The following is a 25,921-nucleotide window of genomic DNA, read 5'->3' as shown; positions in this document are numbered from 1 at the left end:
GGGTCTAGGCCGCCAGCACGCCGCGCAGGATGTCGACCAGCGCCTGCGGTTGATCGCCCTGCACCGAATGTCCGGCGTTCTCCACCACGATGGTCCTACGGAATCCGGGCGCGCCGGATGCGAACGCGGCGGCGTCCTCGTCGTTGACGAAGAACGACTTCGCCCCGCGCACCAGCGTCGTGGGCATGGTGATCGCCGGGACGTCGTCCCACAGCCCCTCGAACCCGTCGCCCTTGCGGAACGAGTCGTAGCGCCAGGTCCAGGTGCCGTCGTCGAGCCGTTTCGAGTTGTGGAACACGCCACGGCGCAACGACTCCCGGTCGCGGTGCGGAGAGGCGGCGACCGTTTTCTCCAGCATCGCCTCGAACGACGGGAACTCGCGATCACCGCGGACCAGCGCAACCGCGCCGAGCTGGGCCTGCGTCATCTGCTCGTGACGCTCCGGCGCCGACGGGGTGACGTCCACGAGCACGAGTTCGGGCACCAACGCCGGTTCGGTCGCCGCGATGCGCAGTGCGGTCAGCCCACCCAGGGACATGCCGACGACGAGGCGCGGCTGCGGCGCCCACTCCCGCAGCACCGGACGCAGGGTCTCGGCGTTGAGCTTCGGGCCGTAGTCGCCGTCCTCCCGCCAGGCCGAACGGCCGTGGCCGGGAAGGTCGATGGCCAGCGCGGGCAACCCGAGCCCGAGGATCACGGTGTCCCAGGTGTGCGCGTTCTGGCCGCCGCCGTGCAGGAACACCACCTGCGGCGGTTCGTCACCCCACTTGAGCGCGCTGATCGGTCCCGCTTCGACACGTGCGACGGACGGAATCGGCGAGGCGCCGATCTGTTCCGCGTTCTCGGGCAACAGCGCGAACTCGTCGAGGTTCAGCAGTTCGTCGTCAGAGATCACGCGTCCATCTAATCGCGCCGCCGAGATCGACGAAATGCCGGCCCGCACTCGCAAAAACCCGCCCAAACGTTCATTTGGGCGAAAAGGGGGGATCAGCCTTCGATGTAGGTTTCCAGCTGAGCGCGCGCGACATCGTCGGGCAGCTGCTCCGGCGGGCTCTTCATCAGGTACGCGGAGGCGGCGACGACGGGGCCGCCGATGCCACGGTCCTTGGCGATCTTCGCCGCACGCACGGCGTCGATGATCACACCGGCGGAGTTCGGCGAGTCCCACACCTCGAGCTTGTACTCCAGGTTCAGCGGCACATCGCCGAAGGCACGGCCCTCGAGGCGGACGTAGGCCCACTTGCGGTCGTCGAGCCAGCCGACGTGATCGGACGGGCCGATGTGCACGTCCTTGGTGTTGAACTCACGCTGCAGGTTGGAGGTGACGGCCTGGGTCTTGGAGATCTTCTTCGACTCGAGCCGCGAACGCTCGAGCATGTTGAGGAAGTCCATGTTGCCACCGACATTGAGCTGCATCGTGCGGTCGAGCTGCACGCCGCGATCCTCGAACAGCTTCGCCATCACGCGGTGGGTGATGGTGGCGCCGACCTGGCTCTTGATGTCGTCGCCGACGATCGGCACACCGGCATCGGTGAACTTCTTGGCCCACACCGGGTCGCTGGCGATGAATACCGGCAGCGCGTTGACGAAGGCCACGCCGGCGTCGATCGCGCACTGGGCGTAGAACTTGTCGGCCTCTTCGGAGCCCACCGGCAGGTAGGACACCATGACGTCGACCTCGGCGTCCTTGAGCGCCTTGACGACGTCGACGGCCTCGGTGTCGGAGACCTCGATGGTGTCGGCGTAGTACTTGCCGATGCCGTCGAGGGTCGGGCCGCGCTGCACGATGACGTCGCTCGGCGGGACGTCGGCGATCTTGATGGTGTTGTTCTCGGAGGCGAAGATGGCCTCGGAGAGGTCGAAGCCGACCTTCTTGGCGTCCACGTCGAAGGCGGCGACGAACTTCACGTCGCGCACGTGGTACTGGCCGAACTTCACGTGCATCAGACCGGGCACGGTCGCGTTCTCGTCGGCGTCCTTGTAGTACTGCACGCCCTGTACCAGTGAGGACGCGCAGTTGCCGACGCCGACAATCGCGACCCGGATGTCTCCGTGCTCAGTCATTGGAAGATCTCCCTCTCCTACAGTCATTCTGTCGTTCGGCCTTGGTCGCTTTCGCAAGGCTTCATCTCACGCATTCTCTGAGCGCCCCTGGCTCAGACGTTCTGCCGCGATCAACTCGTTGAGCCACTTCACTTCACGCTCGCTCGACTCCAGACCCAGCTGATGCAGCTGCCGGGTGTAGCGGTCGAGAGATGTGCTGGCCCGCGCCACTGCTTCACGCAGACCCTCACGACGTTCCTCCACCTGCCGACGACGGCCCTCGAGGATGCGCATCCTGGCTTCGGCCGGCGTGCGGTTGAAGAACGCCAGGTGCACACCGAATCCGTCGTCGGAGTAGTTCTGTGGCCCGGTGTCGGCCACCAACTCGGTGAAGCGCTGCTTCCCGGCGTCGGTCAGCCGGTAGACCCGGCGGGCGCGGCGCATCTTGGGAATTCCGTCCGGGGCGGCGTCCTCGACGATCAACCCGTCGGTCTGCATCCGGCGCAGCGCCGGGTACAGGGATCCGTAGGAGAACGCGCGGAAAGCTCCCAGCAGGCCCGTCAGTCTCTTACGCAGTTCGTAGCCGTGCATCGGTGATTCGAGCAGCAGGCCCAGCACCGCGAGTTCCAGCACCGAGCCACCCCCTCGAGTCGAATCGCATTCGCCGCTACAACACGGCGACACCTCGGCTCACTGTATCGAACCGATATATTCAGCGCCACTCCCGTTCACCCCCCGTTTCCGCGAGCGTGCGTGTTTGTACGCCGACGCGCCGCCAACCGCGCGCAAATGCGCACGCTCGCGCGCCGCGACTGAGCCGAAATTGTCAGCTCGGGTAGTTGATCCGTTTGACCGCGCCGTCGGGCGCCAGGTCGATGTAACCGCTGCCGAAATCGCTGGTCACGTAGATCATGATGTTCACCGCGTCGGGGGTGAGCGGATCCTTCGACGGGCTGATGTCCACCCAGGTGTCCTCGACATCGGCCCGGGCGATGCCGAGCGTGTCCGGTGCCCCGCGCAGCACGCCGACGATGGTCACGACGTCGAATCGGGACAGGTCGACCACCCGGTCGTCATCGTCGATGGTGCTCGGGGTGTTCGGATCGCCCCATCCGCCGCGGTAGTCGTACATCACCTTGCGCCGCTCGTCCTGCGGGTCGGGGCGGTACAGCGTGGCGTAGTCCGAGCGGATGTTCATCTCGAAGCCGGTGGTGTCGCCGAACTTCTTGCGCATCTGCTCGAACAGTCCGTTGAACCCGCCCAGCGACTGCAGTTGCCGCGGCGGGGTCAGCACCTTGGCCGGGATACCGTCGGATTTCGCACCCGGATCGGTCTCGAAGCTGAGCGGAGAACTGGTGTTGCCGTACAGCCCCCAGCCGATCGCGACACCGAGGACGACGAGGACGCCGGCGGTCGCCAGGCGCAGGCCCAGACCCGCTCCGCGTCCCCCGCTCAGCAGCGTCCGCCGGGCCTTGGGCGGTCGGAGGTCCGGGAGCTCGACGGGTGCGTTGCCGGTCTGCAGGTCCGAGACGAGCGCCTGCAGATCGCCCAGCGTCCGCGCGTTGGTCGCGGCCTTCACGCGTTCCCCGTGCTCGGCCATCGACAACTGACCCTCGCCGAGTGCGGTGTCGAGCACCGTGCAGATGTCGTTGCGGTCGGAGTCCTTGGCGCGCGTGCCCGCCGTCCGCCGCCCCGCTTCGCTGACTGCCACGATCGTGATCGTAAGAGCTGAGCCCGCGACATCGCAGGTCTCACGCCGAATCCGGGGTCGACGATGCGGCGTCTGACGTTCGGTCGTCAGGGCACCGACGTACTCTGGTCTCCGTGCGATTGCAGCGACAGGTGGTGGACTATGCGCTCCGGCGCCGGTCCCTGCTGGCGGAGGTGTATTCGGGGCGCACCGGCGTCTCGGAGGTCTGCGACGCGAATCCCTATCTTCTGCGGGCGGCCAAGTTTCACGGCAAGCAGAGTTCGGTGATGTGCCCGATCTGCCGGAAAGAGCAGCTCACGCTGGTGTCCTGGGTGTTCGGTGATCACCTGGGGCCGGTGTCGGGTTCGGCCCGGACGGCCGAGGAACTGGTGCTGCTGGCGACCAAGTTCGACGAATTCTCCGTACACGTGGTCGAGGTGTGCCGGACCTGCGAATGGAATCATCTGGTGAAGTCATACGTGCTCGGCGCGGTGCGGCCGCCGAAGGCCCCGCGCACCCGGCCCGCGCGCAAGAACGCGCGCACGGCGAGTGAATAGCGACGGGCGGCACGGTGCCGGTGGGCCGCCTCCCTCTGGACGCCACGGTGGCCGGCATGCCGACCGCGGCCAGCCGCCTCGCCCGGGTGACAACCCGGTCCGTCGGCCGCCGCCGGAAGACCGGCGCACCACGGTGCTACCCCCGGTGCGCGACGAGCCGCCGGTGCACCTGCGTGACCCGATCGACGTCGTCAAGGCCGCCCTCGAGGGCACCCCGCCGCAGAAGCCCCCGCCGCCCCCCGGCCGTGGTGGTGGCGGCGGTGGCGGTGGCAGGGGCGACGGCCAACCGCCGACCGGCCGGCCGCATTGGCGCGAGCAGATCAACTGGCGGTGGGTGCGGCGCGGGCTGATCGCCGCGGCGGTCGTCTTGATCGCGCTCCCGCTGGTCACCTTCGGGATGGCCTACATGATCGTCGACGTGCCGAAACCCGGGGACATCCGGACCAATCAGGTCTCGACGATCCTGGCCAGCGACGGCAGCGAGATCGCCAAGATCGTGCCGCCGGAGGGCAACCGCGTCGACGTCAAGATCGACCAGATTCCCGTGCACCTCCGTGACGCGGTGATGGCCGCGGAGGACCGCGACTTCTACTCCAACCCGGGGTTCTCGCTGACCGGCTTCCTACGGGCGTTCAAGAACAACATCTTCGGGGGCGACCTGCAGGGCGGGTCGACGATCACCCAGCAGTACGTCAAGAACGCACTGGTCGGTTCCGAGCGCGGCGGCCTGGGCGGCATCACCCGCAAGGCCAAGGAGCTGGTCATCTCCACGAAGATGTCCAGTGAGTGGTCCAAGGATCAGGTGCTGGAGTCCTACCTCAACATCATCTATTTCGGCCGCGGCGCCTACGGGGTGGCCGCGGCGGCCAAGGCGTACTTCGACAAACCCGTCGAGCAGCTCAACGTCGCCGAGGGTGCGCTGCTGGCCGCGCTGATCCAGCGGCCGTCGCAGCTCGACCCGGCCGTCGAACCGGAACAGTCCGCCGAACGGTGGAACTGGGTGCTCGACGGCATGGTCGAGATCGGCGCGCTGTCGGAGGCCGATCGCGCTGCCCAGGTGTTCCCGCCGACCGTGCCGCCCGACGCCGCGCGCAGTCAGAACCAGACGACGGGGCCCAACGGGCTGATCGAGCGGCAGGTACAGAAGGAACTGCTGGAGCTGTTCAACATCAGTGAACAGCAGCTCAACACCGAGGGTCTGCAGATCACCACGACGATCGACCCCAAGGCGCAGAAAGCGGCCGAGGAGGCGGTGGCCGAGTACCTCGACGGCCAGGACCCGGACATGCGCACCGCGGTGGTGTCGATCGATCCGAAGACCGGGGGCGTCGAGGCCTACTACGGCGGTTCAGACGCCAATGGTTTCGACTTCGCCCAGGCGGGTCTGCCGACAGGGTCGTCGTTCAAAGTGTTCGCGCTGGTGGCCGCGCTCGAGCAGGGTATGGGACTTGGGTATCAGGTCGACAGCTCACCGCTGACCGTGGACGGTATCCAGATCGGCAACGTCGAGGGCGGCAGCTGCGGCACCTGCAACATCGCCGAGGCGCTCAAGCGGTCCCTGAACACCAGCTACTACCGGCTGATGCTGGAGCTGAAGAACGGCCCGCAGGACGTCGCCGACGCCGCGCACAAGGCGGGTATCGCCGAGAGCTTCCCGGGCGTGGATCACACCCTGTCGGAGGACGGCAAGGGCGGTCCGCCCAACAACGGTGTGGTGCTGGGCCAGTACCAGTCCCGCGTCATCGATATGGCTTCGGCGTACGCGACGCTGGCCAACTCCGGCGTGTACCACAAACCGCACTTCGTGCAGAAGGTCGTCAACTCCGAGGGTCAGGTGCTGTTCGACGCCTCGCAGGAGGACAACGACGGCGAGCAGCGCATCGACAAGGCGGTGGCGGACAACGTCCTCGCCGCGATGCAGCCGATCGCCGCGTACTCCAACGGTCACGCGTTGGCCGGCGGCCGCCCGTCGGCAGCCAAGACCGGCACCAATCAGCTCGGTGACACCGGCGCCAACCGCGACGCCTGGATGGTCGGGGTGACGCCGTCGCTGTCGACCGCGGTCTGGGTCGGCACGACCGACGGTACGAAGCCGCTGGTGAACCAGTGGGGCTCGCCGGTGTACGGATCGGGGCTACCGTCCGACATCTGGAAGGCGACGATGGACGGTGCCCTCGAGGACACCGACAACGAGTCGTTCCCCAAGCCCGAGGAGATCGGCGGCTACGCGGGTGTGCCGCAGGCGCCGCCGCCGCGTCCGTCGACCACCGCACCGCCGACCCCGTCGGAGACGGTGATCCAGCCCAGCCTCGAGGTCGCGCCGGGAATCACGATCCCGCTCGGACCGCCGACGACGGTGCCGGCCGGACCGCCGCCACCTGGAGCACCGGTTCCCGATCCGGGTGTACCGGCTCCCGGGGTGCCCGCGCCCGGCGTGCCCGCCCCAGGGTTTCCGCCGCCGCCCGGTGTGCCCGCTCCGCCGCCGCCCGGCGTCCCCGTGGCGCCCGGCTTTCCGCCTCCGTGACCCCAGCCGACGAGCGGCGACCCGATCTGCTCTCGCTGGCACCGCCGGCCGCCGATCGGCGCAGCGCTGACGATCGGGATCTGCCGAGCCGCACCGACCGCATCGGCGCCGCGCTGTCGGATGTCGTCGGGGGGCCGGTCGGCCGGCATGCGCTGATCGGCAGGCAGCGGTTCATGACCCCGCTGCGGGCGATGCTGATGATCGCGCTGGTGCTGCTGGCGCTGGGGTACGCGAGTAAGGCCGCATGCCTGCAGACCGTCGGCACCGGTTCGGCCGATCAGCGGGTGGCCAACTGGGAGAACAACCGCGCCTATTACTCGCTGTGCTACTCCGACACCGTTCCGCTCTACACCGCTGAGCTGCTCAACCAGGGCAAGTTCCCCTACAAGTCGAGTTGGATCGAAACCGACAGCAGCGGTGAACCCCGCATGCAGTACGACGGCCGGATCGCCATCCGCTACATGGAGTATCCGGTGCTCACCGGGCTGTACCAGTACGTGTCGATGGCGTTGGCCAAGACGTACTCCGCGGTCACCCGTGCGGTGGCGGCGGTGCCTGTCATCGCCGAGGTGGTGATGTTCTTCAACGTCGCTGCGTTCGGGTTGGCGTTGGCGTGGCTGGCGACGGTGTGGGCGACGGCGATGCTGGCCGGCCGGCGTATCTGGGATGCCGCGCTGGTCGCCGCCTCACCGCTGGTGATCTTCCAGATCTTCACCAACTTCGACGCGCTCGCAACGGCTTTCGCCGTCGGTGGGATGCTCGCCTGGGCGCGCCGAAAACCCGTGCTCGCCGGGGTGCTGATCGGGCTCGGCGTCGCCGCGAAACTGTATCCGCTGCTTCTGCTGCTGCCGCTGGTCCTCCTCGGCGCGCGGACGGGACGGCTGCGGGAAGTGGGCAAGACCGTCGCGACGGCAGCGGCGACCTGGCTGGTGGTGAACCTGCCGATCATGGTGCTGTTCCCGCGAGGGTGGTCGGAGTTCTTCCGGCTCAACGCCCGTCGCGGAGACGATATGGATTCGCTGTACAACGTGGTCAAGTCGTTCACCGGATGGCGTGGCTTCGACACCGACCTCGGATTCTGGCAGCCGCCAACGGTGCTCAACACGGTGACGGCGATGTTGTTCGCGGCGTGCTGCATCGCGATCGGCTACATCGCGCTCACCGCCAAACAGCGCCCGCGGGTCGCGCAGCTGGCGTTCCTGGTGGTGGCGGCGTTCCTGTTGACCAATAAGGTGTGGAGTCCGCAGTTCTCGCTGTGGCTGGTGCCGCTGGCGGTGCTGGCGTTGCCGCACCGGCGAATCCTGTTGGTGTGGATGACGATCGACGCACTGGTATGGGTGCCGCGCATGCTCTATCTCTACGGCGAATCCAACGGCGGACTGCCGCTGCAGGCGTTCACCGCGACGGTGCTGCTGCGCGACATTGCAGTGGTCGCCCTGTGCGCCATGGTCATCCGGCGGATCTACCGGCCCGAGCTGGACCTGGTGCGGTGGCACGGTCGCGTCGACGACCCGGCCGGTGGTGTGTTCGACCGCGCACCCGACAACCCGCCGCGCTGGCTACCCGACTGGCTGCGGCCCACAGCCGACCGCGTGCAGTCCCGCCCGGCGCCGGACCGCGAACCCGTGGATGCGGTGACCTGACATGCAGATCGCGATCCCGCTGTTCCCCCGCTTGACCGCGCTGGACGCCGTCGGTCCCTACGACGTGCTGCAGCGCGTCCCGACGATCGACGTCGTATTCGTCGGCCACCGCCGCGGGGAAGTGCGCAGCGACAACGGAATGCTGGGCCTGACCGTTGACGCGACCTTCGCCGAGGTTCCCCGTCCCGACGTCGTCGTGGTGCCCGGCGGGATCGGCACCCGCACGCTGCTCGACGACGAGGAACTTCTCGGCTGGATCCGCACTGCCCACACCCAGTCGACGTTCACCACTTCGGTGTGCACCGGCAGCCTGCTGCTCGCAGCGGCGGGATTGCTGACCGGGCTGACCGCAACGACCCACTGGCGGGCCGTCGAGCTGTTCGAAACACTGGGTCCCAGCTACGTCGCCGAACGTGTCGTCGAGCACCTGCCGGAACGGATCATCACGGCCGCGGGCGTATCGAGCGGTATCGACATGGCGCTGCGGCTGCTCGAACTGCTGGTCGGCCACGACGCCGCCGAGGCCAGCCAGCTGATGATCGAGTACGACCCGCAACCGCCGTTCGACGCGGGGGCGATGGCCAAGGCCTCGCCGGCGGTCGTCGACCTGGCGGGGGAGTACTACCGCGATCGGGCCTGAGGCTGCCGCGGCGCGCCCCGTCGTCTAGGGTCAGCAGTGCCGGTCGACGACCGGCTCCGATGGTCGAGCAGGAAGCCGGTGCGAGTCCGGCGCGGTCCCGCCACTGTGACCGGAGCGTGCGAACGTTCCGGGAGTCAGATACTGCCCCCACCGGAACCTCGCTTCGGGACGTGGACATCCCGGATGGAGCCGATGCATGTGAAGCCGTATGCCGTTGCGCTACTGACCCCTCTGATCCTGATGGTGCTCACAGCATGTGGGGGCAGCGGGGCCGCCGAGACGCCACCGCCCGAAGCGTCCGCGGTCACCGTGGACAACTGCGGTGTCGAGGTGACCGTCGACCGGCCGCCAACCCGCGCGGTCGGATACTTCCAGCAGTCCGTGGAACTCATGCTCGCTCTCGGTCTGCAGGACGCGATCGTGGCCAGCGTCTATCCCGACAACCCGCCGCTACCCCGGTTCGCGGAGGCCTACCGGGCCATCCCGGTGCTGTCGGCCAAGGACGCTTCATTCGAGCAGATCCTCGCGCTGGCACCGGATTTCGTCTACGGCGGATACAGCAGCGCCTTCGACCAGGCCCAGGGTCGTTCGCGCCAGGCGTTCACCGATGCGAGCATCACCTCCTATCTCAATCCCGAATACTGTGCGACGAGCCCGATCACGATGGACGACGTCTACCGCGAGGTCCACACCATCGCCGGATTCTTCGGCGTCGATGACCGTGCCGACGATCTGGTGCGCGACATGCAGAGCAGCGTCAGCGCCGCGCACGACAAGGTCGCGGGAGTGTCACCCCAGAATGTTTTCGTCTACGACAGTGGTGAGGCGACCGCGTTCACCGCGGGCGGACAGGGCATCGGTGACGAGATCATCGAATTGGCCGGTGGCGTCAACGTTTTCAGTGATGTGGCCGAGACATTCGCCGATGTGTCGTGGGAACAGGTGCTCGCCGCCGATCCCGACGTGATCGTGATCTACGACTACTTCGGCACTCCGCCGGTGCAGGAGAAGAAGCAGTACCTGCGCAGTAAGCCGGAACTCGCCGGCGTGCCCGCGATCCGCGACGACCGGTTCGCGGTGCTGACCCTGCAGGACGCGGTGCTCGGGGTGCGGGCGCCCTACGCCGTGGACACACTCGCACGGCAACTCCACCCCGACCGCTTTCGGTGACCAAAGAGGCTGAGCGGCTGCGCTATTCGTCGGTCATCGCAGCGCTGCTGGTGCTGCTGGGCGGCGTCGTCCTGGCGGGGCTGGCCATCGGGTCGATCGCGATCCCACCCGTCGACGTGGCACGCACCCTGGCACACCAGTTGGTGCCGACGCTCGTCGACGTCACCGCGCCTCCGCACGTCGAGACGGTGGTGCTCCAGGTGCGTGGGCCGCGGGTACTGCTCGGCGCGGTGGTCGGCGCGGGACTGGCGGTCATCGGGATGACACTGCAGGCGCTGGTGCGCAATCCGCTCGCCGATCCGTATCTGCTGGGCGTCTCGTCGGGGGCGTCGGTGGGGGCGGTCGGAGTCATCGTCACCGGCGCCACGGTTCTCGGCGCGGCCTCGACGTCGGTGGCGGCGTTCGCGGGATCACTCGCCGCGCTCGCGCTGGTGTACACGCTGTCACGTGCGGGCGGCCAGATCACCACCACGCGGTTGGTGCTCGCGGGCGTGGCAGTGGCCTACGTGCTGTCCGCGGTCACGAGCCTCATGCTGATCATGGCCGAGAGCGGGGATCAGGCCCGTCAGGTGCTGACCTGGCTGCTGGGTGGTCTCGGCGGAGCGAGCTGGGATGCGCTGTGGCTGCCGCTCGGCGCGGTGCTGGCCGGAATCGTCGTACTGCTGGCCCAGGCCCGGACGCTCAACGTGCTGCTCGCGGGAGACGAGGCCGCCACCACGATGGGTGTGGACGTCGACCGGTTCCGCGCGCAGACCTTCGTGCTGGCATCGCTGCTGACCGGCATCCTCGTCGCGGTCAGCGGGCCGATCGGTTTCGTCGGGCTGATCCTGCCCCACGCGGTGCGCCTGGTGGTCGGCAGCGACCACCGGCGCGCCCTGCCCGCCGCGGCCCTGGCGGGAGCGAGCTTTCTCGTGCTGGCCGATCTCGCCGCACGCACCCTGGCCGCACCGCAGGAGATTCCGGTGGGAGTGCTGACCGCGCTGTGCGGAGGACCGTTCTTCCTGTGGCTGATCCGACGTGAGGCGCGACGCGCCGTCGCGGGCGGCACACCATGAACGCCGCGCGCCTGCACGCCGACCGCGTGTGCGTCGAACTCGGCGGCCGGCGGGTGATCGACGATGTCTCGGTGCGCGCCGAACCCGGTGAGGTGATCGGGATCGTCGGCCCGAACGGCAGCGGGAAGTCGACGTTCCTGCGCAGCCTGGTGCGGATCCTGCGGCCGGTCAGCGGAGCGGTGTTTGTCGACGGGATCGACGTCGCGACGGTGCCGATGCGGCAGTCGGCGAAGATGGTGGCCGCGGTATTGCAGGACGGCACAGGCGATTTCGACCTGCGGGTGCGTGATGTGGTGGCGATGGGCCGGGCGCCGTACAAGCGGGTGTTCGCCCGCGACGACGCCTCGGATCGCGTGGTGGTCGAGCAGTGCCTGCGCATGGTCGGCGCGGGGCACCTCATCGAGCGGCCGTTCGCGTTGATGTCGGGCGGTGAACGGCAGCGGGTGCTGATCGCCAGGGCGCTGGCGCAACAGCCCGGGCTGCTGGTGCTCGACGAACCGACCAATCATCTCGACGTCCGGCACCAGTTCGAGGTGCTCGCCCTGCCGCGGCGGCTGGGCATCACGGCGGTCGTCGCGCTGCACGACCTGAATCTCGCGGCGCACTACTGCGACCGGATCCACGTGCTGCAACACGGCCGCGAGGTGGCCGCCGGCCCGCCCGAGGCCGTGCTGACCGCGGAGCTGCTGGCGCGGGTGTACGGCGTGGCCGCCAGTGTGCGGACGCATCCGGATACCGGACGGCCGCAGGTGAACTACGTCCCTGGCGATGACCCTGGCGATGACCCGCACGATTTCGCAGCTCAGGGGCTCGACATGTACCCTGGGCAGGTTGCCGACGCAGGCGACCCTCCTGTCACGGAACGACCGTGGCCGACACGACCATAGGAGGTGATGGGTTACTCATGCGTCCATACGAAATCATGATCATTCTCGATCCCACACTTGACGAGCGCACCGTATCGCCGTCGCTGGACACGTTCCTCAACGTGATCCGCAAGGACGGTGGCACCGTCGACAAGGTCGACATCTGGGGCCGCCGCCGCCTGGCGTACGAGATCGCGAAGCATGCCGAGGGCATCTACGCCGTCATCGACGTCAAGGCCGCGCCCGCCACGGTGTCCGAGCTCGACCGTCAGCTCAGTCTGAACGAGTCCGTGCTGCGCACCAAGGTCATGCGGACCGACAAGCACTAGCCCGAACGGACGTGCGCGTCAGAGCTCTTCCGTAGGCTCACCTGCGACTAGTGCTCGCGCTACACCGCCGAATCCCAGGAGGACATCGTGGCTGGTGACACCACCATCACCGTCGTCGGAAACCTGACCGCCGACCCCGAATTGCGTTTCACCCCGTCCGGGGCCGCCGTCGCGAACTTCACCGTCGCGTCGACGCCGCGGATCTTCGACCGCCAGACCTCGGAGTGGAAGGACGGCGAAGCGCTGTTCCTGCGCTGCAACATCTGGCGCGAGGCGGCCGAGAACGTGGCCGAGAGCCTCACCCGGGGCTCGCGCGTGATCGTGACGGGACGGCTCAAGCAGCGTTCGTTCGAAACCCGTGAGGGTGAGAAGCGCACCGTGTTCGAGGTCGAGGTCGACGAGATCGGCCCCTCCCTGCGCTACGCCACCGCCAAGGTCAACAAGGCCAGCCGCAGTGGCGGCGGAGGCGGTGGCTTCGGCGGCGGCGGTTCGCGCAGCGGTGGCGGCAGCCCGCAGTCGGCTCCGGCCGAAGACCCGTGGGGCAGTGCCCCGGCGTCGGGTTCGTTCAGCGGCGCGGACGACGAACCGCCCTTCTGATCCAACTTCAAGCATCACCGAGAAAGAGATTCAACAAAGATGGCCAAGACCAACAAGCGCAGGCCGGCGCCCGAGAAGCCGGTCAAGACCCGCAAGTGCGTGTTCTGCTCCAAGAAGGGCAAGAACCAGATCATCGATTACAAGGACACCGCACTGCTGCGTACCTACATCAGCGAGCGCGGCAAGATCCGTGCGCGTCGCGTCACCGGTAACTGTGTGCAGCATCAGCGCGACGTCGCAGTCGCGGTGAAGAACGCCCGTGAGGTCGCCCTGCTGCCGTTCAGTTCGTCGACGCGGTAAGGGGAGATAGAGACATGAAGCTGATTCTGACCGCCGAGGTGGACCACCTGGGTGAACCCGGTGACACCGTGGAAGTCAAGGACGGTTACGGCCGCAACTTCCTGCTGCCGCGCGGCCTGGCCATTGTGGCCAGCCGTGGCGCGCAGCGTCAGGCCGATGACATCCGTCGGGCCCGCGAGCTGAAGACCGTCCGCGGTCTCGAGCACGCCAACGAGATCAAGACCGCGCTGCAGAACCTGGATGCGGTCGAGGTGCCGGTGAACGCATCGGCGGAGACCGGCAAGCTCTTCGGCTCGGTGACGGCTTCTGATGTCGTCGCCGCGATCAAGAAGGCCGGCGGGCCGAACCTGGACAAGCGGACCGTGCACCTGCCCAAGGCGCACATCAAGTCCCTCGGGGCGCACTCGGTGAGCGTGCGACTGCACCCGACCGTCGAGGCGTCGGTGTCGGTCAACGTGGTGGCCGAGTAGCTCGATACGTCCAACGCCCGGGCGGGGAATCCTACGTTCCCCTCCCGGGCGTTGTCGTGTCTTCTGGCGAACTCGGCACGCCCGAGTGTTATCCAGCGAAGCTAACCAACCGTTAACCCAGGTGCTTCCCGGTCGTCACACAACACGCCCGGGAGCGTAACCGAACGCGACACGCCGCGAATTTTCCATCCCCAGTCCCATACCCGCCCGACAGTGCGCTTATCTGCAGTGATAGCCGTAAAGCGAACGGTTATCCACAGGTTGTCCCCAACAAGTCAACATGGGTGTCCTGCACTATCCACACTCCGTCCACAGGTCGATCAACAGGAGCTCGTGGACACCCGCTCAGCAACGCCCTAGCGTGAGCCGTCGCGGTACATGTCGGGGGGCTGATCTACAGTCGCTTCGACCTGAGAACCGAACTGACGTTCGACCTGGGAGGGGGCCCTGTGGCGGTTGTGGACGACCTCGGTCATTCCGACATGGAGGCACCTCCTCCGAGCGAGGAGTTCGGTCGTCAGCCACCTCATGATGCCGCGGCGGAGCAGGCGGTGCTCGGCGGCATGCTGCTCAGCAAGGACGCGATCGCCGACGTGCTCGAGCGGCTGCGGCCCGGCGATTTCTATCGGCCGGCGCACCAGAACGTGTACGACGCCATCCTCGATCTGTACGGGCGGGGGGAGCCGGCGGACGCGGTGACCGTGGCCGCCGAGCTCGACCGCAGGGGGCTGCTGCGCCGCATCGGTGGCGCGCCGTATCTGCACACGCTGATCTCGACGGTGCCGACGGCGGCCAACGCCGGTTTCTACGCCCAGATCGTCGCTGAGAAGGCATTGCTGCGCCGACTGGTCGAGGCGGGCACCCGGGTGGTGCAGTACGGCTACGCGGGCGCTGAGGGTGCCGAGGTGGCCGACGTCGTCGACCGCGCGCAGGCCGAGATCTACGACGTGGTGGACCGGCGGTCGACCGAGGATTTCGTGATCCTCGAGAACCTGCTGCAGCCGACGATGGACGAGATCGACGCCATCGCCTCGCAGGGCGGGATGGCTCGCGGGGTGCCGACGGGCTTCACCGAACTCGACGAGTTGACCAACGGTCTGCACTCCGGCCAGATGGTCGTGATCGCGGCCAGGCCCGGTATGGGTAAGGCGCTGAAGACGGATACGCCGCTGCCCACGCCGGACGGCTGGACCACCATGGGCGAGGTCGCCGTGGGGGATTGGCTGATCGGCGCGGACGGTAGGCCGACGCGGGTGGTGGCGGCGACGGACGTGATGGTCGGCCGGCCGTGCTACGAGGTCGAGTTCTCCGACGGCACGGTCCTGGTTGCGGATGCGGAGCATCAGTGGCTGACATCTGGCGCCATCCACACCACTGAGGAGATTGCGGCGACCCTCGCGGACGACCACGTCGTCGTCAACGCGACACCGCTGCACGCGCCGGAGCGCGATCTGCCGGTGCCGCCGTACACGCTGGGAACGTGGCTGGGCGCCGGTAGTGCCGATCCCGAGGTGCAGATGCGCGTCGAGGGCGAAGGCGGTGACGCCTCCAGGGTTCCGCTCGGTCACAAGCACATCCCGATGGACTACCTGCGGGCGTCGGAATCGCAGCGCCGTGCCCTGCTGGCAGGACTGCTGGATGTCGACGGCACCGTCACCGAGGACGGCGGCGTTCAGCTCCGCGTGGCGAGCGAGCAGCTGGCAGAAGATGTCGCGGAACTCGTTGTGAGCCTGGGCTATCGATGCGCGGTGTCAAACGCCGGCACCCTCGAGTTCTCGACCGCTGACGACGTGTTCGGCTTGAGCCGCAAGGCGATCCAGCACAAGGAGCGGCGCGGTGCCGTGAACACGGCCCGCTCCGGGTCGCGGTTCGTTATCGATGTCCGGCCCGTGCCCAGCGTGCCCGTGCGGTGCGTGGAGGTGGACAATGACGACCACATGTACCTGGCGGGCCGATCGATGGTGCCGACGCACAATTCGACACTGGGACTCGATTTCATGCGGTCCTGCTCGATCAAGAACCAGTTGCCGAGCGTCATCTTCTCGCTGGAGATGAGCAAGTCCGAGATCGTCATGCGGCTGCTGTCGGCGGAGGCGAAGATCAAACTCGCCGACATGCGGTCGGGCCGGATGAGCGACGACGACTGGACGCGGTTGGCCCGCCGAATGAGTGAGATCAGCGAAGCGCCGCTGTACATCGACGATTCGCCGAACCTGACGATGATGGAGATCCGCGCGAAAGCCCGTCGCCTGCATCAGAAAGCCGGTCTGCGGCTGATCGTGATCGACTACCTGCAGCTGATGACGTCGGGCAAGAAGGTGGAGTCCCGTCAGCAGGAAGTCTCGGAGTTCTCACGAAACATGAAGCTGCTGGCCAAGGAACTCGAGGTTCCGGTGATCGCGATGAGCCAGCTGAACCGTGGACCGGAGCAGCGCACCGACAAGAAGCCGATGCTGTCGGACCTGCGCGAGTCGGGCGCGATCGAGCAGGACGCCGACATGGTGATCCTGCTGCACCGCCCGGACGCCTTCGAGCGCGACGATCCGCGTGGCGGCGAAGCGGATCTCATTGTGGCCAAACACCGTAACGGTCCGACAAAGACCATCACGGTGGCGCACCAGCTGCATCTGTCGCGCTTTGCGAACATGGCCCATGCCTAGGCGCGGCTGTCGAGATCCAGTGAAGATTAGCAAGCGGCCCATGATTGTTTAACAAGGTGATTAGCCTGTGAAACTAAACCCACCGCCCAGGCATAAGCTGCGAGTTCACGAGCTCGCGGCAGAGTTAGGTTGAACGTCGCGGCAACTGCTTGCGGAGCTAGCCGACCGCGGTGAGTTCGTGAAGTCAGCGGCTAGCTCACTTGAGGCGCCGGTCGTTCGAGAAATCCGTCGCGATTTTGCCCCAACGCCCGCGCCGCCCCACGAAGAAGATGTGTATCCGCACGAGTCTTATGGCCGGTCGGCGGGTGTCACCGCTGTCGACGAACCCGACGAGTCCTTCGAAGAAGCCCTCCGACGTGTGAAGTCGCGCAGCCAATCGTCGCCATCTGGACTGCGCCAACCGAAGTGGACGCCGCCGGTCATGGCCGCGCTTCTTGAAGAAGTCGTAGCCCGGCACGGTTCGTCTCCGACATCGAGGGACCGCAAGGAGGCGCATCGTCTTCATCGAGACTGGGCCGCAGCATGTCTTTGCGGGCTCGATGACGACGAAGCCATCATGATTGCGTGGATTCGGATGAGCAGGGGACGCCGGCCGATGTTGGCAGCGGAACTTTCCCGGGCGGGCATCGCACCGGAGGAGGCCGCCCTCCGACTCGGCTATGGCGGACGAGAAGATGTGCGTTGGCCGAGTGTGTACGAACGCTTTCGCGACCGCAAGATCAGCCGCTCGGAGGCGATTGCTGCTATCAGGCAGTGGCGCGAACGTCATAAGGCCGGCTGACCGAGTGATGAAGCAGCGGCATGGTTTTGGCGGGTCGATACCTTTGAAGAGGGGGCAGACTCGACGACGATTGCCGCGTCGGGAAAGCCGGCAGGATGTAGGATCGTAGTACTACTAGTAGGGCACTAGTTTTCCATCGCTTGGGGCCAAGATGATTGAAGCGCAAGCCGATTCGGTCCGTCGAATGGCGGTCGAACAGATCGATAGGTTTGGTTACCTGGTGGCCGACGTCGCATACGAGCGTTGGTGTGCCGGACTCAATGCGCCGATATGGCGAGAGGCGTTCGAAAACCCGAAAGTGCTGGCCTTCCTAGATGCTGAAGGCTACTCGGCCTGGCTTCCGGTGAAAGAAATATTGATGCGGCGAGCGGCTCTGCGTGGGTGGTTGGTTTACACCCAGGAACCACGGTCCCTCCGGTTCGGTCCCACGTACTTGGCCTCTACCCCGAAGAAGACCGCGGTCCGTCAACCACATGAATTGGGCCGGCGTATCGCGTGCTCAATAGGCGGGTTCGTGAGTCGTCGGCATCGTTATCCGACGGCAGATGACTTGGTGATGTTCATCCGTAATCCCGATGGCACGCACCTCTTTCGAACCGGATCCGAGTTGACGAGGAATCTTCCCTGGCTGAGTGTGGCTGGCTGGGTTCGATACGAAGGCGGGGAGATACGTTGCGGTGAAAACGCAGTCGCTTACGATCAGGAACGTGCCACCCGCCATCACATCAAGCGAGAATCGAGGCTTGAAGCGCGCGATCACACGGGAGCAGACGAGGGCGAGAATCGCGCAGCACTTGCAACCTCAAGTTGAGTCGCAACTGAGACGGTTCGCACGCGAATCCAGGTGAGTCGCCAAGAAAGTTCGTGATGTTGGTCGTCGGTATCACCGATAAAATGGGTGGAACTTGCTGCCGCGCTGCAGAACTCCCGCCCCACTAGTGGGGCGGATCTCCCGGCAGCAGATGTGGCTTCCTAATTGGTGTGCACTTTCTTGAGTACTTCGGCCTCGCGCGGCGAGGGCCCGCATCGACTAGGCAGACTCGGGCCGTCGGGTGCTGACACGACTGCCAGTGCGGGTCAAACCCTTCGAGGGTGAAGCGATCGACTCCTGGCTTGAGCACACGGCTCGCCGGATGGACCTGCCGCTAGCCTCCCTTGCCAGAATGTTGCAACTGTCCGACGGGAAACGATCCTGCTGGCACATCTGGATATCGCCAACCCAGCGGCGTGACATGGGGACCGCTACGGGCACAAGTGCAGAAACCATCGCGTCCATGACGCTCAGCCGCTACGACGGAATCGCGTTGCGTCTCGACCCCGTCACGCGCGAGATTGATCCGGCGTTTCCGTACGGTGCCCTGCGTTGGTCGAGGTACTGCCCACATTGTCTGCGGGACTCGCAAGATCGTTGGCAGATTCGGTGGCGACTCGGTTGGTCCTTTGCGTGCCTGAGGCACAACGCGCTTCTCCTCGACTCTTGTCCGACTTGCCATGCGCGCCCGCGCCGCCGTCAAACCTTTCGCGGGCTGCCGGAACCAGGATTGTGTAACTGCGGCTTCCGCCTGAAGGATGCTCCGACAACGCTGATGGAGCCCAATGATCCAATTTTGGACGGTCAACGGATGGTCGCTCATGTCATCGCCCGCGACGCGGCTGGACCAGCTCTATTGCAGGGGGCGTCGACCCGCGACACGCTGGAGGCAATTCGGAGCATCTCGAATCGCGTTCTCAATTACGCATCTACCCACGGAAAGGCGGCTGTAGCTGATGTCGAGCTGCCGGTACCCCTGTCAACAAGCGGCGGCGTGCAGAAGCCGTCGAGGGCCAGGGGCGCGCTGAACGCCGAGCCACCTGCGCGTGCCATCGAAGCGGCAGTCGGGGTAACCGCCGCTTTGAACATCCTCGCTGCTCCTACAGTCGCTGAAGCTGGTGTGCGCGCTAGTTGGCTGATCCGTGGTCAGAATGCGGACACCGGGCCGGCCGAGTTGCGATCCTGCTCGCAGGACAACGGGGTGGCGACCGCGATTGTCATCAAAGCGAGTACCGAGCGACTCGGTCCGGAGCTTCAGCTGCGGTATCGCTCAGGTTCTGCCGTGCCGAGTGCCCCGAATTTCCAGCTCGACGACGTCACACGCATTGCGCGAGCACTGCCGAGGATGATGTGGACGACATGGTCGGATCAACTGCTGGTCGGCTTGCCAAGCACCACCGAAATGAGATCAGCCCTATCGATCGCCACACTGTTGATCGGCAGCAGCGTAAGAGCTGTTGAAGCCGGCGACATATTGGGAGAAGCGGCGAGTGCGAACGCGCTTAACCAACGCTTGTGGTTGTTGTGCGGGTCACGACAATGGCCGTCGATCTGTGCGCGGTTGATCCGCCTGAGCGATTACCTGAACAGGTACGGCGGGCCCATCGACTACCGCCGGCGGCGCGCCTTGAACTATTCGTCATTGCTGGGAGACCGCGACTGGCAAATAGTGTGCGGTGAGGCCGGCCTGAACCTCGGCCAAAGTGCATCGGCAACCTGGGCGCGGAAGCGTTTGGTCGAGACGATCAGCGGGGGTCCGGCCACGCCCACTCTTCTGGGCCGATCAGCATCAAAGGTGCATACAAATGCCGTTGATCCGGCTGTCCTGTCCGCGCTCGCCGGTCCATTAGAGGACTACGCGAAGCGTTTTCTCCGACAAATGGGTATCGATGAGCCGGTCGAATGGAGCCCGCCGCCCCAAAATTGCTGTCACTACGGCATCTGAACAGCCAGTAAAATTGAATAGGTCTGCCACACAACAAAACCCGTGCTTCCGCTACACCGAGACGGGTCGTAGACTGCCAACACGGCGACCTGTCGTACTGGTTTAGGGGTGTGCAGAATGCCTCCAAATGGTGCTGAAGATGTCGACCGCCGGGAGCCGGCGGACGCAAGACACCGCCCCAAGTTGTCGTGGACGTTCGCGCTGAATGGCAGCGAGGTCGGCTGGCTGTGGCAGCGCAATGGCGACCCGCCTCTGGATCTACTTGAGGCCGTGCGCACACCGACCGCCTCCGCACTGAATCGCCACATCGCGGTGACCGCGTACTCCGTCACGAACGACGGCACCCTTGCGCTTGAGTCAGGACTTGAGCACGACTTGCTGCGCCGGCTTGATCGCGACGCATCGGTTACCCGCATCGTGGCGCAGCCTTTCCGGTTGTCCTGGAGGGGAGGCCCGCCGAACAAGCACATACCCGACTTGCTCACGATGGGGAAAGACGGGGCGGTCACCGTATGGGACGTGCGTGCACCTGACCAACAGGACGCTGACTTCGATGTGAAGGCCAAGATCACGTCCGTTGCTTGCGTTGCAGTGGGATGGACCTACGAGATGTTCGGAGGATTGGAGCCCGTGGAGCGCCTCAATCTTCTTTGGCTGCATGGCTTCCGTCGTCGGCCATCGTGGGCTGCGCGGTGCGAGCGCCAAGTCCTCGACATCGCGCGTGCCCCTCGCGCGGTGGTGCGCGACGTCTTCGCAGCGGACAGCGGCAGCGGTGAGCTGAAGTCGACGATGTGGCACATGGTTTGGAGCGGCGCCTTGGATATCGACCTGTGTCGTCGATGGACACTCGATACTGCCATCGGTCCACACTCAATGAGAGCTGACTAGTGCCAGGCGGGCGTACCGCCCTGTATGAAGGTGCCCTGGTGCTCACCGATACGGGGACTGCCCTCGTGATGGCCGTCAACGAGACCGGTGTCGAATTCCGCGATTGCGTCAATGTGACTACACATTTCCGCTGGGACGCGTTACCGGTTGTTCGCGAGGTAAGGGATGGCGTGCCTAGCATTCTCGCCCCAGCGCTCCGTCCGCTGTGGGACAGCCTCGACGACGATGCCCGATCAGTTGCTCTCAATCGGTTGGAAGTCGTTCAGGAGTTGGTGACTGGCTATCGCGACGGCCACCCCGAGTTCAGGCGACCCGGTGAGCCCCAGCCACCCTTCGGGGACGGCTTCGGGGTGTCGATAGCTAAGCGAGCCACTGCGATGGCGGTACTCCTGTCACAAGAAGCTCAGGCAGACCGCAGCCTGCAGAGGCGAATACGCGACGGCGAAATCGAGCAAGGGGGAGTGAACTCGAGCACGATCCGAAACTGGGAGCGACTGTGGCGAGAGCAGGGGCTGTACGGGCTGATAGACAAACGAAGCCTCAGAGGCAGTGACGTCAAAGAGAGGGTGGACGCTCGGTTCCGAGAGCTCGCTGAACAGGTCGTCGCCACTCTTGACGGGACACGGTCCTCAGTCGCGATCCAGGAACTCGAACGACAGGTACGCGCACAGTTGCGCAAGAGCGGCATCACGGACCTACGTACTCCGCGCCAGGCGACTCAAACGTATCTCTCGAATCTACTGCAGCAGAGGGGAACCACGCCCAGAGCGCAGCGCAACAAGGTCCTGCAGACCGTCTCGGGGTCGCGGCAATATCCCGCCATACGACCGGGGCAGGTCGTCGCCATCGACGCGACACGAGCCGACAATCTGGTTTTTGACCCGCTGACGGGAATACCCTGCAGCGTAGAGATACTCACCGCCATCTGCGTGGCGACCCGCGTCATCCTCGCCCTTCGTGTCGTTCCGCGTAGCGCTAACGGGCTCGAAGCCGGACTCCTTGCGTATGACATCTGTCGGCCATTCTCACTAGCGGTCAACGGATCCTCTATCAGCGAATGGAGATGGGTCGGCCTTCCCGAGCAACTAGACCTCTCAAACGTCGCGGTTCACCCATTGAGGCGCGTTTCCCCTGACTTCTCGACGCTGCAGGGAGAACACGCAATCCCTTCGGTGATGCCTGATGCGATCCGCAGTGACCATGGGTCGATCTTTGTCTCCCAGCATTTTCGGGCACTACTGCACGACCTGAAGATCGACCTGCTACTGAGCCGCGGCGGGAAGCCCACCGACAACCCCCATGTCGAGCGCTGGCACGAGACGCTGCAGCGCGCGGTGCAGCAGCTGCCGGGGTATAAGGGACGCAACGTGTCTGAACGCGGGGGACTGGTCGCCGATGAGCCTCTTCTTACGGCACACGAGTTACAAGAGCATCTGCGACGCTTCGTGGCGTTGGATTACCACCGAAGCTGGCACACCGGGTTGGTTCTACACGGGCAAGCGGACGCTCGACTATGTCCTCTGGAGATGTGGGACGCACTCGTCGAAGTAACAGGGCGCATCGATGTTCCGCAGCAGCCAGACATGATCTATCAGTTCCTGCCGATCCGCTGGGGGACGATCGGCATGGCCGGCGTTGAGTTCTCTGAAATGACCTACGACTCACCCATTCTCGACCCATTTCGGCGTGTATCGATCGGCCACTTCCGGGAGGGTGATCGTGCGGCGCCATTCTTCGTGGACCCACACGATTTGAGTCGCATATGGTTTCGCCACCCTGACTCGAACCGCGTCGAGCCAGTCGAGTGGCGCGGTGCCAATCGCATTGACGCACCCATGACCGAAACGATCGTCAATGCCGCCCTGAAAAGGGTCCGCGACCGCGGTGGCAACAGCGTCTTGAACCGCGGTTCTGCCACCCGGCAGATCTTGGACGAATTGATTGAATTGACCAGTTCGCCTGGCAAGGCTGAGTGGAAAAGGAAGATGGCAGCCGCCGCGCTCCGTGTCGAGCACTCACGCAGAGATCACGCGGAAGCGCAACGAGCACAAAATCTACACAACCCTGTGAGGCTGATCGCAAAGCACAGACCACAACCAGCTTCATTCGCTGAGGCGTGGCCCAATCTGCTCGACGACGGCTGAGACATGGATCCGCAACTTTGGCACGACTATTGCACGTCGGTTGACGCTGCCGATCCCGTGCCACTTTCGTTGCGGCAGTGGAAAAGGCTAGCTCAAGACGAACGCCGGATACACATCGATGGCCTTCAACGGTGGATTTCCCAACTGTTCATCGAGACCGAGGAAATGAAAGGCGTCACCGACGCGATAGCGAACACGTTGCGCCGCAACAAGGATTCACCGCCGGGCGCGAAGGAGATCTTCGCGTTGTCCGGCCCGAACGCGGTTGGCAAGAGCACTTTCATGATGCGGTGGGGCCGCGAACGCTACTTACAGATGATCACGGGCGCCGCCACGGATGAACGTGGCCGGCCAGTCATAAAGCTAGACGACGACTGCGAAGCGGATCTATGTCCAGTTACTTGGACGCATATCCCCGCAAAGGCGGCGGTAAAGGTCGTGAATCAACTGATCCTGGGCTGCTACGGGCTACCCGGTGATGGTGACGTAGGTCAACTGACCACCAACGCAGTCAGGGCTGCCAGAAGACACGGAACGCAAATACTCATCTTCGACGACGTTCACCTCCTCTACACCGACTGGAAGGGCGGCCGCTTTGTCCTGGACCACATCAAGCACATCAACACCGAACTGGGTTACACAGGAACCACATTGGTACTTGTAGGAGCCAATATTGAAGACAGTGTGTTGGTTCGCGATCCCCAGATCGCTGGGCGCCTCACGATGAAACCACTTGCTCCGTACCAGGCCCACACCATCGACGAGCGGCGAGCGTGGCAGGGCGTTGTGCGGCAGCTAGAGGAGCGCGTCTTACCGCATCTCCCGGCGGGAGAGCCGGGCATGCTCTTCCTGGAACTTGCTGGTGAATTGTGGCTCCGAACTCAAGGCTTCCTGGGGGACCTCAAGACGCTGGTCGGTGAAGCAGTAGTCGCTGCGAGCGAAGACGGAACTCACCGAATCTTGCGGGAACACTTGAACCGCATCGAGCTGTGCGCGCGCGCCGAAGGCACCCGTCGAGAGCTTGCGCAGCCTCGAAGAAGAAGCGAACGCACGACGCGCACCGCGCCAGACGACGGGGATTCGGCGCCTGATGCGCAATCTGCAGTCAGTCAGACTCCACAGTAAGAACGAGCGACTGTAAAGAATCCTGCTGCGGTCGCGGAAGTCGGTCCCGGAACGCCACGTAGGCAGCCCTCAAGTGCCGCGATGGCGGTGCGTTCCACGCAGGGCTCGTATCGAAACACCCCCGGGACACCTCACACCACATCCAAGTCACCGCATAGGGGAAAGAACTCGTCCGCCGCGCGGGATTCGACGAGATGCACCACTGCGGAAACCAGCCATCGCTCTGTCGCGCAAGCGCCTGCACTCTCACTTCGCGGACGCGGAAGTCGCGGTCACGCGGCAGCAATTGAATGGCGCGGTGCACAGCCCGAGCGAACTGCTCTGGTGAGACCCGCATCAGCTTGCTGGCTGCGCGCGCAGTGGCAGGGCCTATCCGCGGCGCCAAGCCCAGTTCCCGCGCGGCTTCCGACCAAGTTGTCGCCGCGGTGGCCGCTCTAACCACACAAAGCGACACGTACAGGCGCCGCGTCCGGTCGTAACCACCCAACATTCCATCAAACAACTCGTGGAACAGATCCTCGTCGAAAAGTTGCGGAATCGATGAGGCTGCCAGCGGTACGTTGCTGGCGTTCATCTTGGTGAGCCGCCGGCCGACGTGATGCCGGCCCTCAGTCGCGGCGCGGATCAACTGCTCCATGATCGGGCTCCGTGTGGTGCGGTTGAGCATCCAGACGCTGGGGCCATTCCTCTCGGCAGCGATCAGATCGATCCAGGGCGCCAGTCGCGCCCCCGCAGATTGAAGATTCGCCTCCGCCAGGATTCGAGCGGAAGTGTCGAGGACGTGACCACGGACACGGGAGTCCTGCGGGGGGCTGTAGCCCCAGCGTGGCCCCCGAAGAGCCGTCGAGCGCGTGATTGCTTCCGCATGTACCTCGTCAGCCCAGGCAACGACACTCGGAGCGCCGGCACGTGACGCGAGGTGTAGGAGGAGGGTCCCGAGATGGCGTAGTTCGGCGAGGTAGGTCTGTGCATCGGCTTCGTCGCCCAGCATGGGGATCGGCTCAGCGGCCAGTGCACGCGCAACGACGGTCGCAGACTCCACTAGAGCTGTGGGAGCCGCCTGAGGATGATGATCAATTACAGAATGACGACAAGGATTTCGTAGGCCGAGGGGATTACCGCAGGGATGGTCTGGCCCGATAATCGCTCGAAGCGGTGAGTGATGGTGACTTCGAAACCGCCTGCCGCAGCCTTGGCACGCAAACGTCAGAAACGTCCCGTGATGAGTGCACACAGCCGCGAGGGGTAGACGCCACTCGATCCGCCACGATCCACGCTCGGATAGGCACGGTGAGCAGACCTGCGAACCCGTCGTAGGAAACCATCCCTGTGCTATTACGTTGCGATAGCTGTGGTGATCTCGCGAGTCGAACCCATCGAAATGCAAAGGGAGTCCGTCGCCGAAGCGAGTGAGTGTCGCCTCGCCTAGCCGTTCGTTGGCGACACCACTAACCGACGCGATTGCCGTTAGAAGCGTCGGGTCGGGTTTGACCATGAAGAAGGCCAGCCGAGATCGTTCGGCGTCCGGTGTTCTGAGAAGGCGCAGAATCTGGGCGGGTTGGAGATCATTCGCAGCGGCAAGCCGCTCTAGGAAACTATCCAGGGGCTCGTCAGGGGCGATGACGATCCGTGTCGGTAGCAGTCGTGGCACGCCAAACCGCCAGTCCTTTTAGGCGCCGATGG

The 25,921-nt window shown here is 65.2% G+C and carries 22 protein-coding genes, 1 pseudogene and 1 riboswitch; of the genes and pseudogenes, 17 read left to right on the top strand and 6 right to left on the bottom strand.

Features of this window, described 5'->3' with window-relative positions; genetic code table 11:
- Nucleotides 1-4: 4 nt before the first annotated feature.
- From A5757_RS13055 to A5757_RS13040, 4 genes are all read right to left on the bottom strand, one after another.
- Nucleotides 5-895, bottom strand: a complete 891-nt coding sequence (locus A5757_RS13055; protein WP_066834761.1) for an alpha/beta fold hydrolase — start codon at nt 893-895, stop codon at nt 5-7.
- 92 nt (nt 896-987) lie between these two features.
- Nucleotides 988-2,091 carry an inositol-3-phosphate synthase gene (locus A5757_RS13050; RefSeq protein ID WP_197497333.1) on the bottom strand — a complete coding sequence of 368 codons (1,104 nt, stop codon included), beginning with the start codon at nt 2,089-2,091 and terminating at the stop codon, nt 988-990.
- A 39-nt stretch (nt 2,092-2,130) separates the two neighbouring features.
- On the bottom strand, nt 2,131-2,676 hold the full coding sequence (locus tag A5757_RS13045; RefSeq protein WP_066834755.1) for a PadR family transcriptional regulator: 546 nt from the start codon (nt 2,674-2,676) through the stop codon (nt 2,131-2,133).
- Nucleotides 2,677-2,869: 193 nt separating this feature from the next.
- A complete protein-coding gene (locus tag A5757_RS13040; protein ID WP_066834752.1) occupies nt 2,870-3,754 on the bottom strand; it encodes a DUF1707 domain-containing protein in 885 nt (294 codons plus the stop codon).
- A 113-nt stretch (nt 3,755-3,867) separates the two neighbouring features.
- Here A5757_RS13040 and A5757_RS13035 point away from each other — a divergent pair, with 113 nt between their 5' ends.
- From A5757_RS13035 to A5757_RS22795, 17 genes are all read left to right on the top strand, one after another.
- A complete protein-coding gene (locus tag A5757_RS13035; protein WP_066834749.1) occupies nt 3,868-4,290 on the top strand; it encodes a DUF5318 domain-containing protein in 423 nt (140 codons plus the stop codon).
- On the top strand, nt 4,283-6,814 hold the full coding sequence (locus tag A5757_RS13030) for a transglycosylase domain-containing protein (protein WP_082929454.1): 2,532 nt from the start codon (nt 4,283-4,285) through the stop codon (nt 6,812-6,814). Before A5757_RS13035 ends, A5757_RS13030 begins: the two co-directional genes overlap by 8 nt.
- Before the next feature lie 26 nt (nt 6,815-6,840).
- Nucleotides 6,841-8,457: a glycosyltransferase family 87 protein gene (locus A5757_RS13025; RefSeq protein ID WP_369815947.1), complete on the top strand. Its 1,617-nt coding sequence runs from the start codon at nt 6,841-6,843 to the stop codon at nt 8,455-8,457.
- Between the two features lies 1 nt (nt 8,458).
- Nucleotides 8,459-9,097: a DJ-1/PfpI family protein gene (locus A5757_RS13020; RefSeq protein ID WP_066834736.1), complete on the top strand. Its 639-nt coding sequence runs from the start codon at nt 8,459-8,461 to the stop codon at nt 9,095-9,097.
- A 22-nt stretch (nt 9,098-9,119) separates the two neighbouring features.
- Nucleotides 9,120-9,262, top strand: a riboswitch (cobalamin riboswitch).
- An 18-nt stretch (nt 9,263-9,280) separates the two neighbouring features.
- Nucleotides 9,281-10,267, top strand: coding sequence for an ABC transporter substrate-binding protein (locus A5757_RS13015; protein WP_066834733.1), 987 nt, complete (start codon nt 9,281-9,283; stop codon nt 10,265-10,267).
- 17 nt (nt 10,268-10,284) lie between these two features.
- The gene (locus A5757_RS13010; protein WP_231983974.1) at nt 10,285-11,322 is read left to right on the top strand and encodes an iron ABC transporter permease; all 1,038 of its coding nucleotides are present in this window, start codon (nt 10,285-10,287) and stop codon (nt 11,320-11,322) included.
- Nucleotides 11,319-12,209: an ABC transporter ATP-binding protein gene (locus A5757_RS13005; protein ID WP_066834728.1), complete on the top strand. Its 891-nt coding sequence runs from the start codon at nt 11,319-11,321 to the stop codon at nt 12,207-12,209. Before A5757_RS13010 ends, A5757_RS13005 begins: the two co-directional genes overlap by 4 nt.
- 17 nt (nt 12,210-12,226) lie before the next feature.
- Nucleotides 12,227-12,517 (top strand): 30S ribosomal protein S6, encoded by a 291-nt coding sequence (gene rpsF / locus A5757_RS13000; RefSeq protein ID WP_066834726.1) that lies wholly within the window; start codon nt 12,227-12,229, stop codon nt 12,515-12,517.
- A gap of 87 nt (nt 12,518-12,604) precedes the next feature.
- Nucleotides 12,605-13,114, top strand: a complete 510-nt coding sequence (locus tag A5757_RS12995; protein WP_066834724.1) for a single-stranded DNA-binding protein — start codon at nt 12,605-12,607, stop codon at nt 13,112-13,114.
- 39 nt (nt 13,115-13,153) lie between these two features.
- Complete coding sequence (rpsR, locus tag A5757_RS12990; RefSeq protein ID WP_066834711.1) at nt 13,154-13,414, top strand: 30S ribosomal protein S18; 261 nt, start codon at nt 13,154-13,156, stop codon at nt 13,412-13,414.
- Nucleotides 13,415-13,428: 14 nt separating this feature from the next.
- Nucleotides 13,429-13,884 carry a 50S ribosomal protein L9 gene (rplI, locus tag A5757_RS12985; RefSeq protein WP_066834708.1) on the top strand — a complete coding sequence of 152 codons (456 nt, stop codon included), beginning with the start codon at nt 13,429-13,431 and terminating at the stop codon, nt 13,882-13,884.
- A gap of 449 nt (nt 13,885-14,333) precedes the next feature.
- Nucleotides 14,334-16,544, top strand: a complete 2,211-nt coding sequence (dnaB, locus tag A5757_RS12980) for a replicative DNA helicase (RefSeq protein ID WP_066834705.1) — start codon at nt 14,334-14,336, stop codon at nt 16,542-16,544.
- Nucleotides 16,545-16,722: 178 nt separating this feature from the next.
- On the top strand, nt 16,723-17,325 hold the full coding sequence (locus A5757_RS24025; protein WP_369815943.1) for a translation initiation factor IF-2: 603 nt from the start codon (nt 16,723-16,725) through the stop codon (nt 17,323-17,325).
- A 1,052-nt stretch (nt 17,326-18,377) separates the two neighbouring features.
- Nucleotides 18,378-20,081, top strand: coding sequence for a TniQ family protein (locus A5757_RS22800; protein WP_082929453.1), 1,704 nt, complete (start codon nt 18,378-18,380; stop codon nt 20,079-20,081).
- A 183-nt stretch (nt 20,082-20,264) separates the two neighbouring features.
- On the top strand, nt 20,265-20,969 hold the full coding sequence (locus A5757_RS12975; RefSeq protein ID WP_066834702.1) for a TnsA-like heteromeric transposase endonuclease subunit: 705 nt from the start codon (nt 20,265-20,267) through the stop codon (nt 20,967-20,969).
- Nucleotides 20,970-21,007: 38 nt separating this feature from the next.
- Nucleotides 21,008-23,113 carry an integrase gene (locus A5757_RS12970; protein ID WP_369815942.1) on the top strand — a complete coding sequence of 702 codons (2,106 nt, stop codon included), beginning with the start codon at nt 21,008-21,010 and terminating at the stop codon, nt 23,111-23,113.
- Nucleotides 23,114-23,116: 3 nt separating this feature from the next.
- A complete protein-coding gene (locus A5757_RS22795) occupies nt 23,117-24,238 on the top strand; it encodes a TniB family NTP-binding protein (protein ID WP_082929451.1) in 1,122 nt (373 codons plus the stop codon).
- Here A5757_RS22795 and A5757_RS23665 read toward each other — a convergent pair.
- Both A5757_RS23665 and A5757_RS23660 read right to left on the bottom strand, forming a co-directional pair.
- Nucleotides 24,219-24,875, bottom strand: a complete 657-nt coding sequence (locus A5757_RS23665) for a hypothetical protein (protein WP_231983977.1) — start codon at nt 24,873-24,875, stop codon at nt 24,219-24,221. The genes A5757_RS22795 and A5757_RS23665 overlap by 20 nt on opposite strands.
- 582 nt (nt 24,876-25,457) lie before the next feature.
- Nucleotides 25,458-25,889: pseudogene (locus A5757_RS23660) on the bottom strand (TniQ family protein); the annotation flags it as partial.
- Nucleotides 25,890-25,921: the final 32 nt, after the last annotated feature.

It is taken from the genome of Mycobacterium sp. 852013-51886_SCH5428379, from assembly GCF_001665575.1.
GTDB lineage: Bacteria > Actinomycetota > Actinomycetes > Mycobacteriales > Mycobacteriaceae > Mycobacterium.
This window is presented reverse-complemented; position numbering and strand designations above follow the sequence as displayed.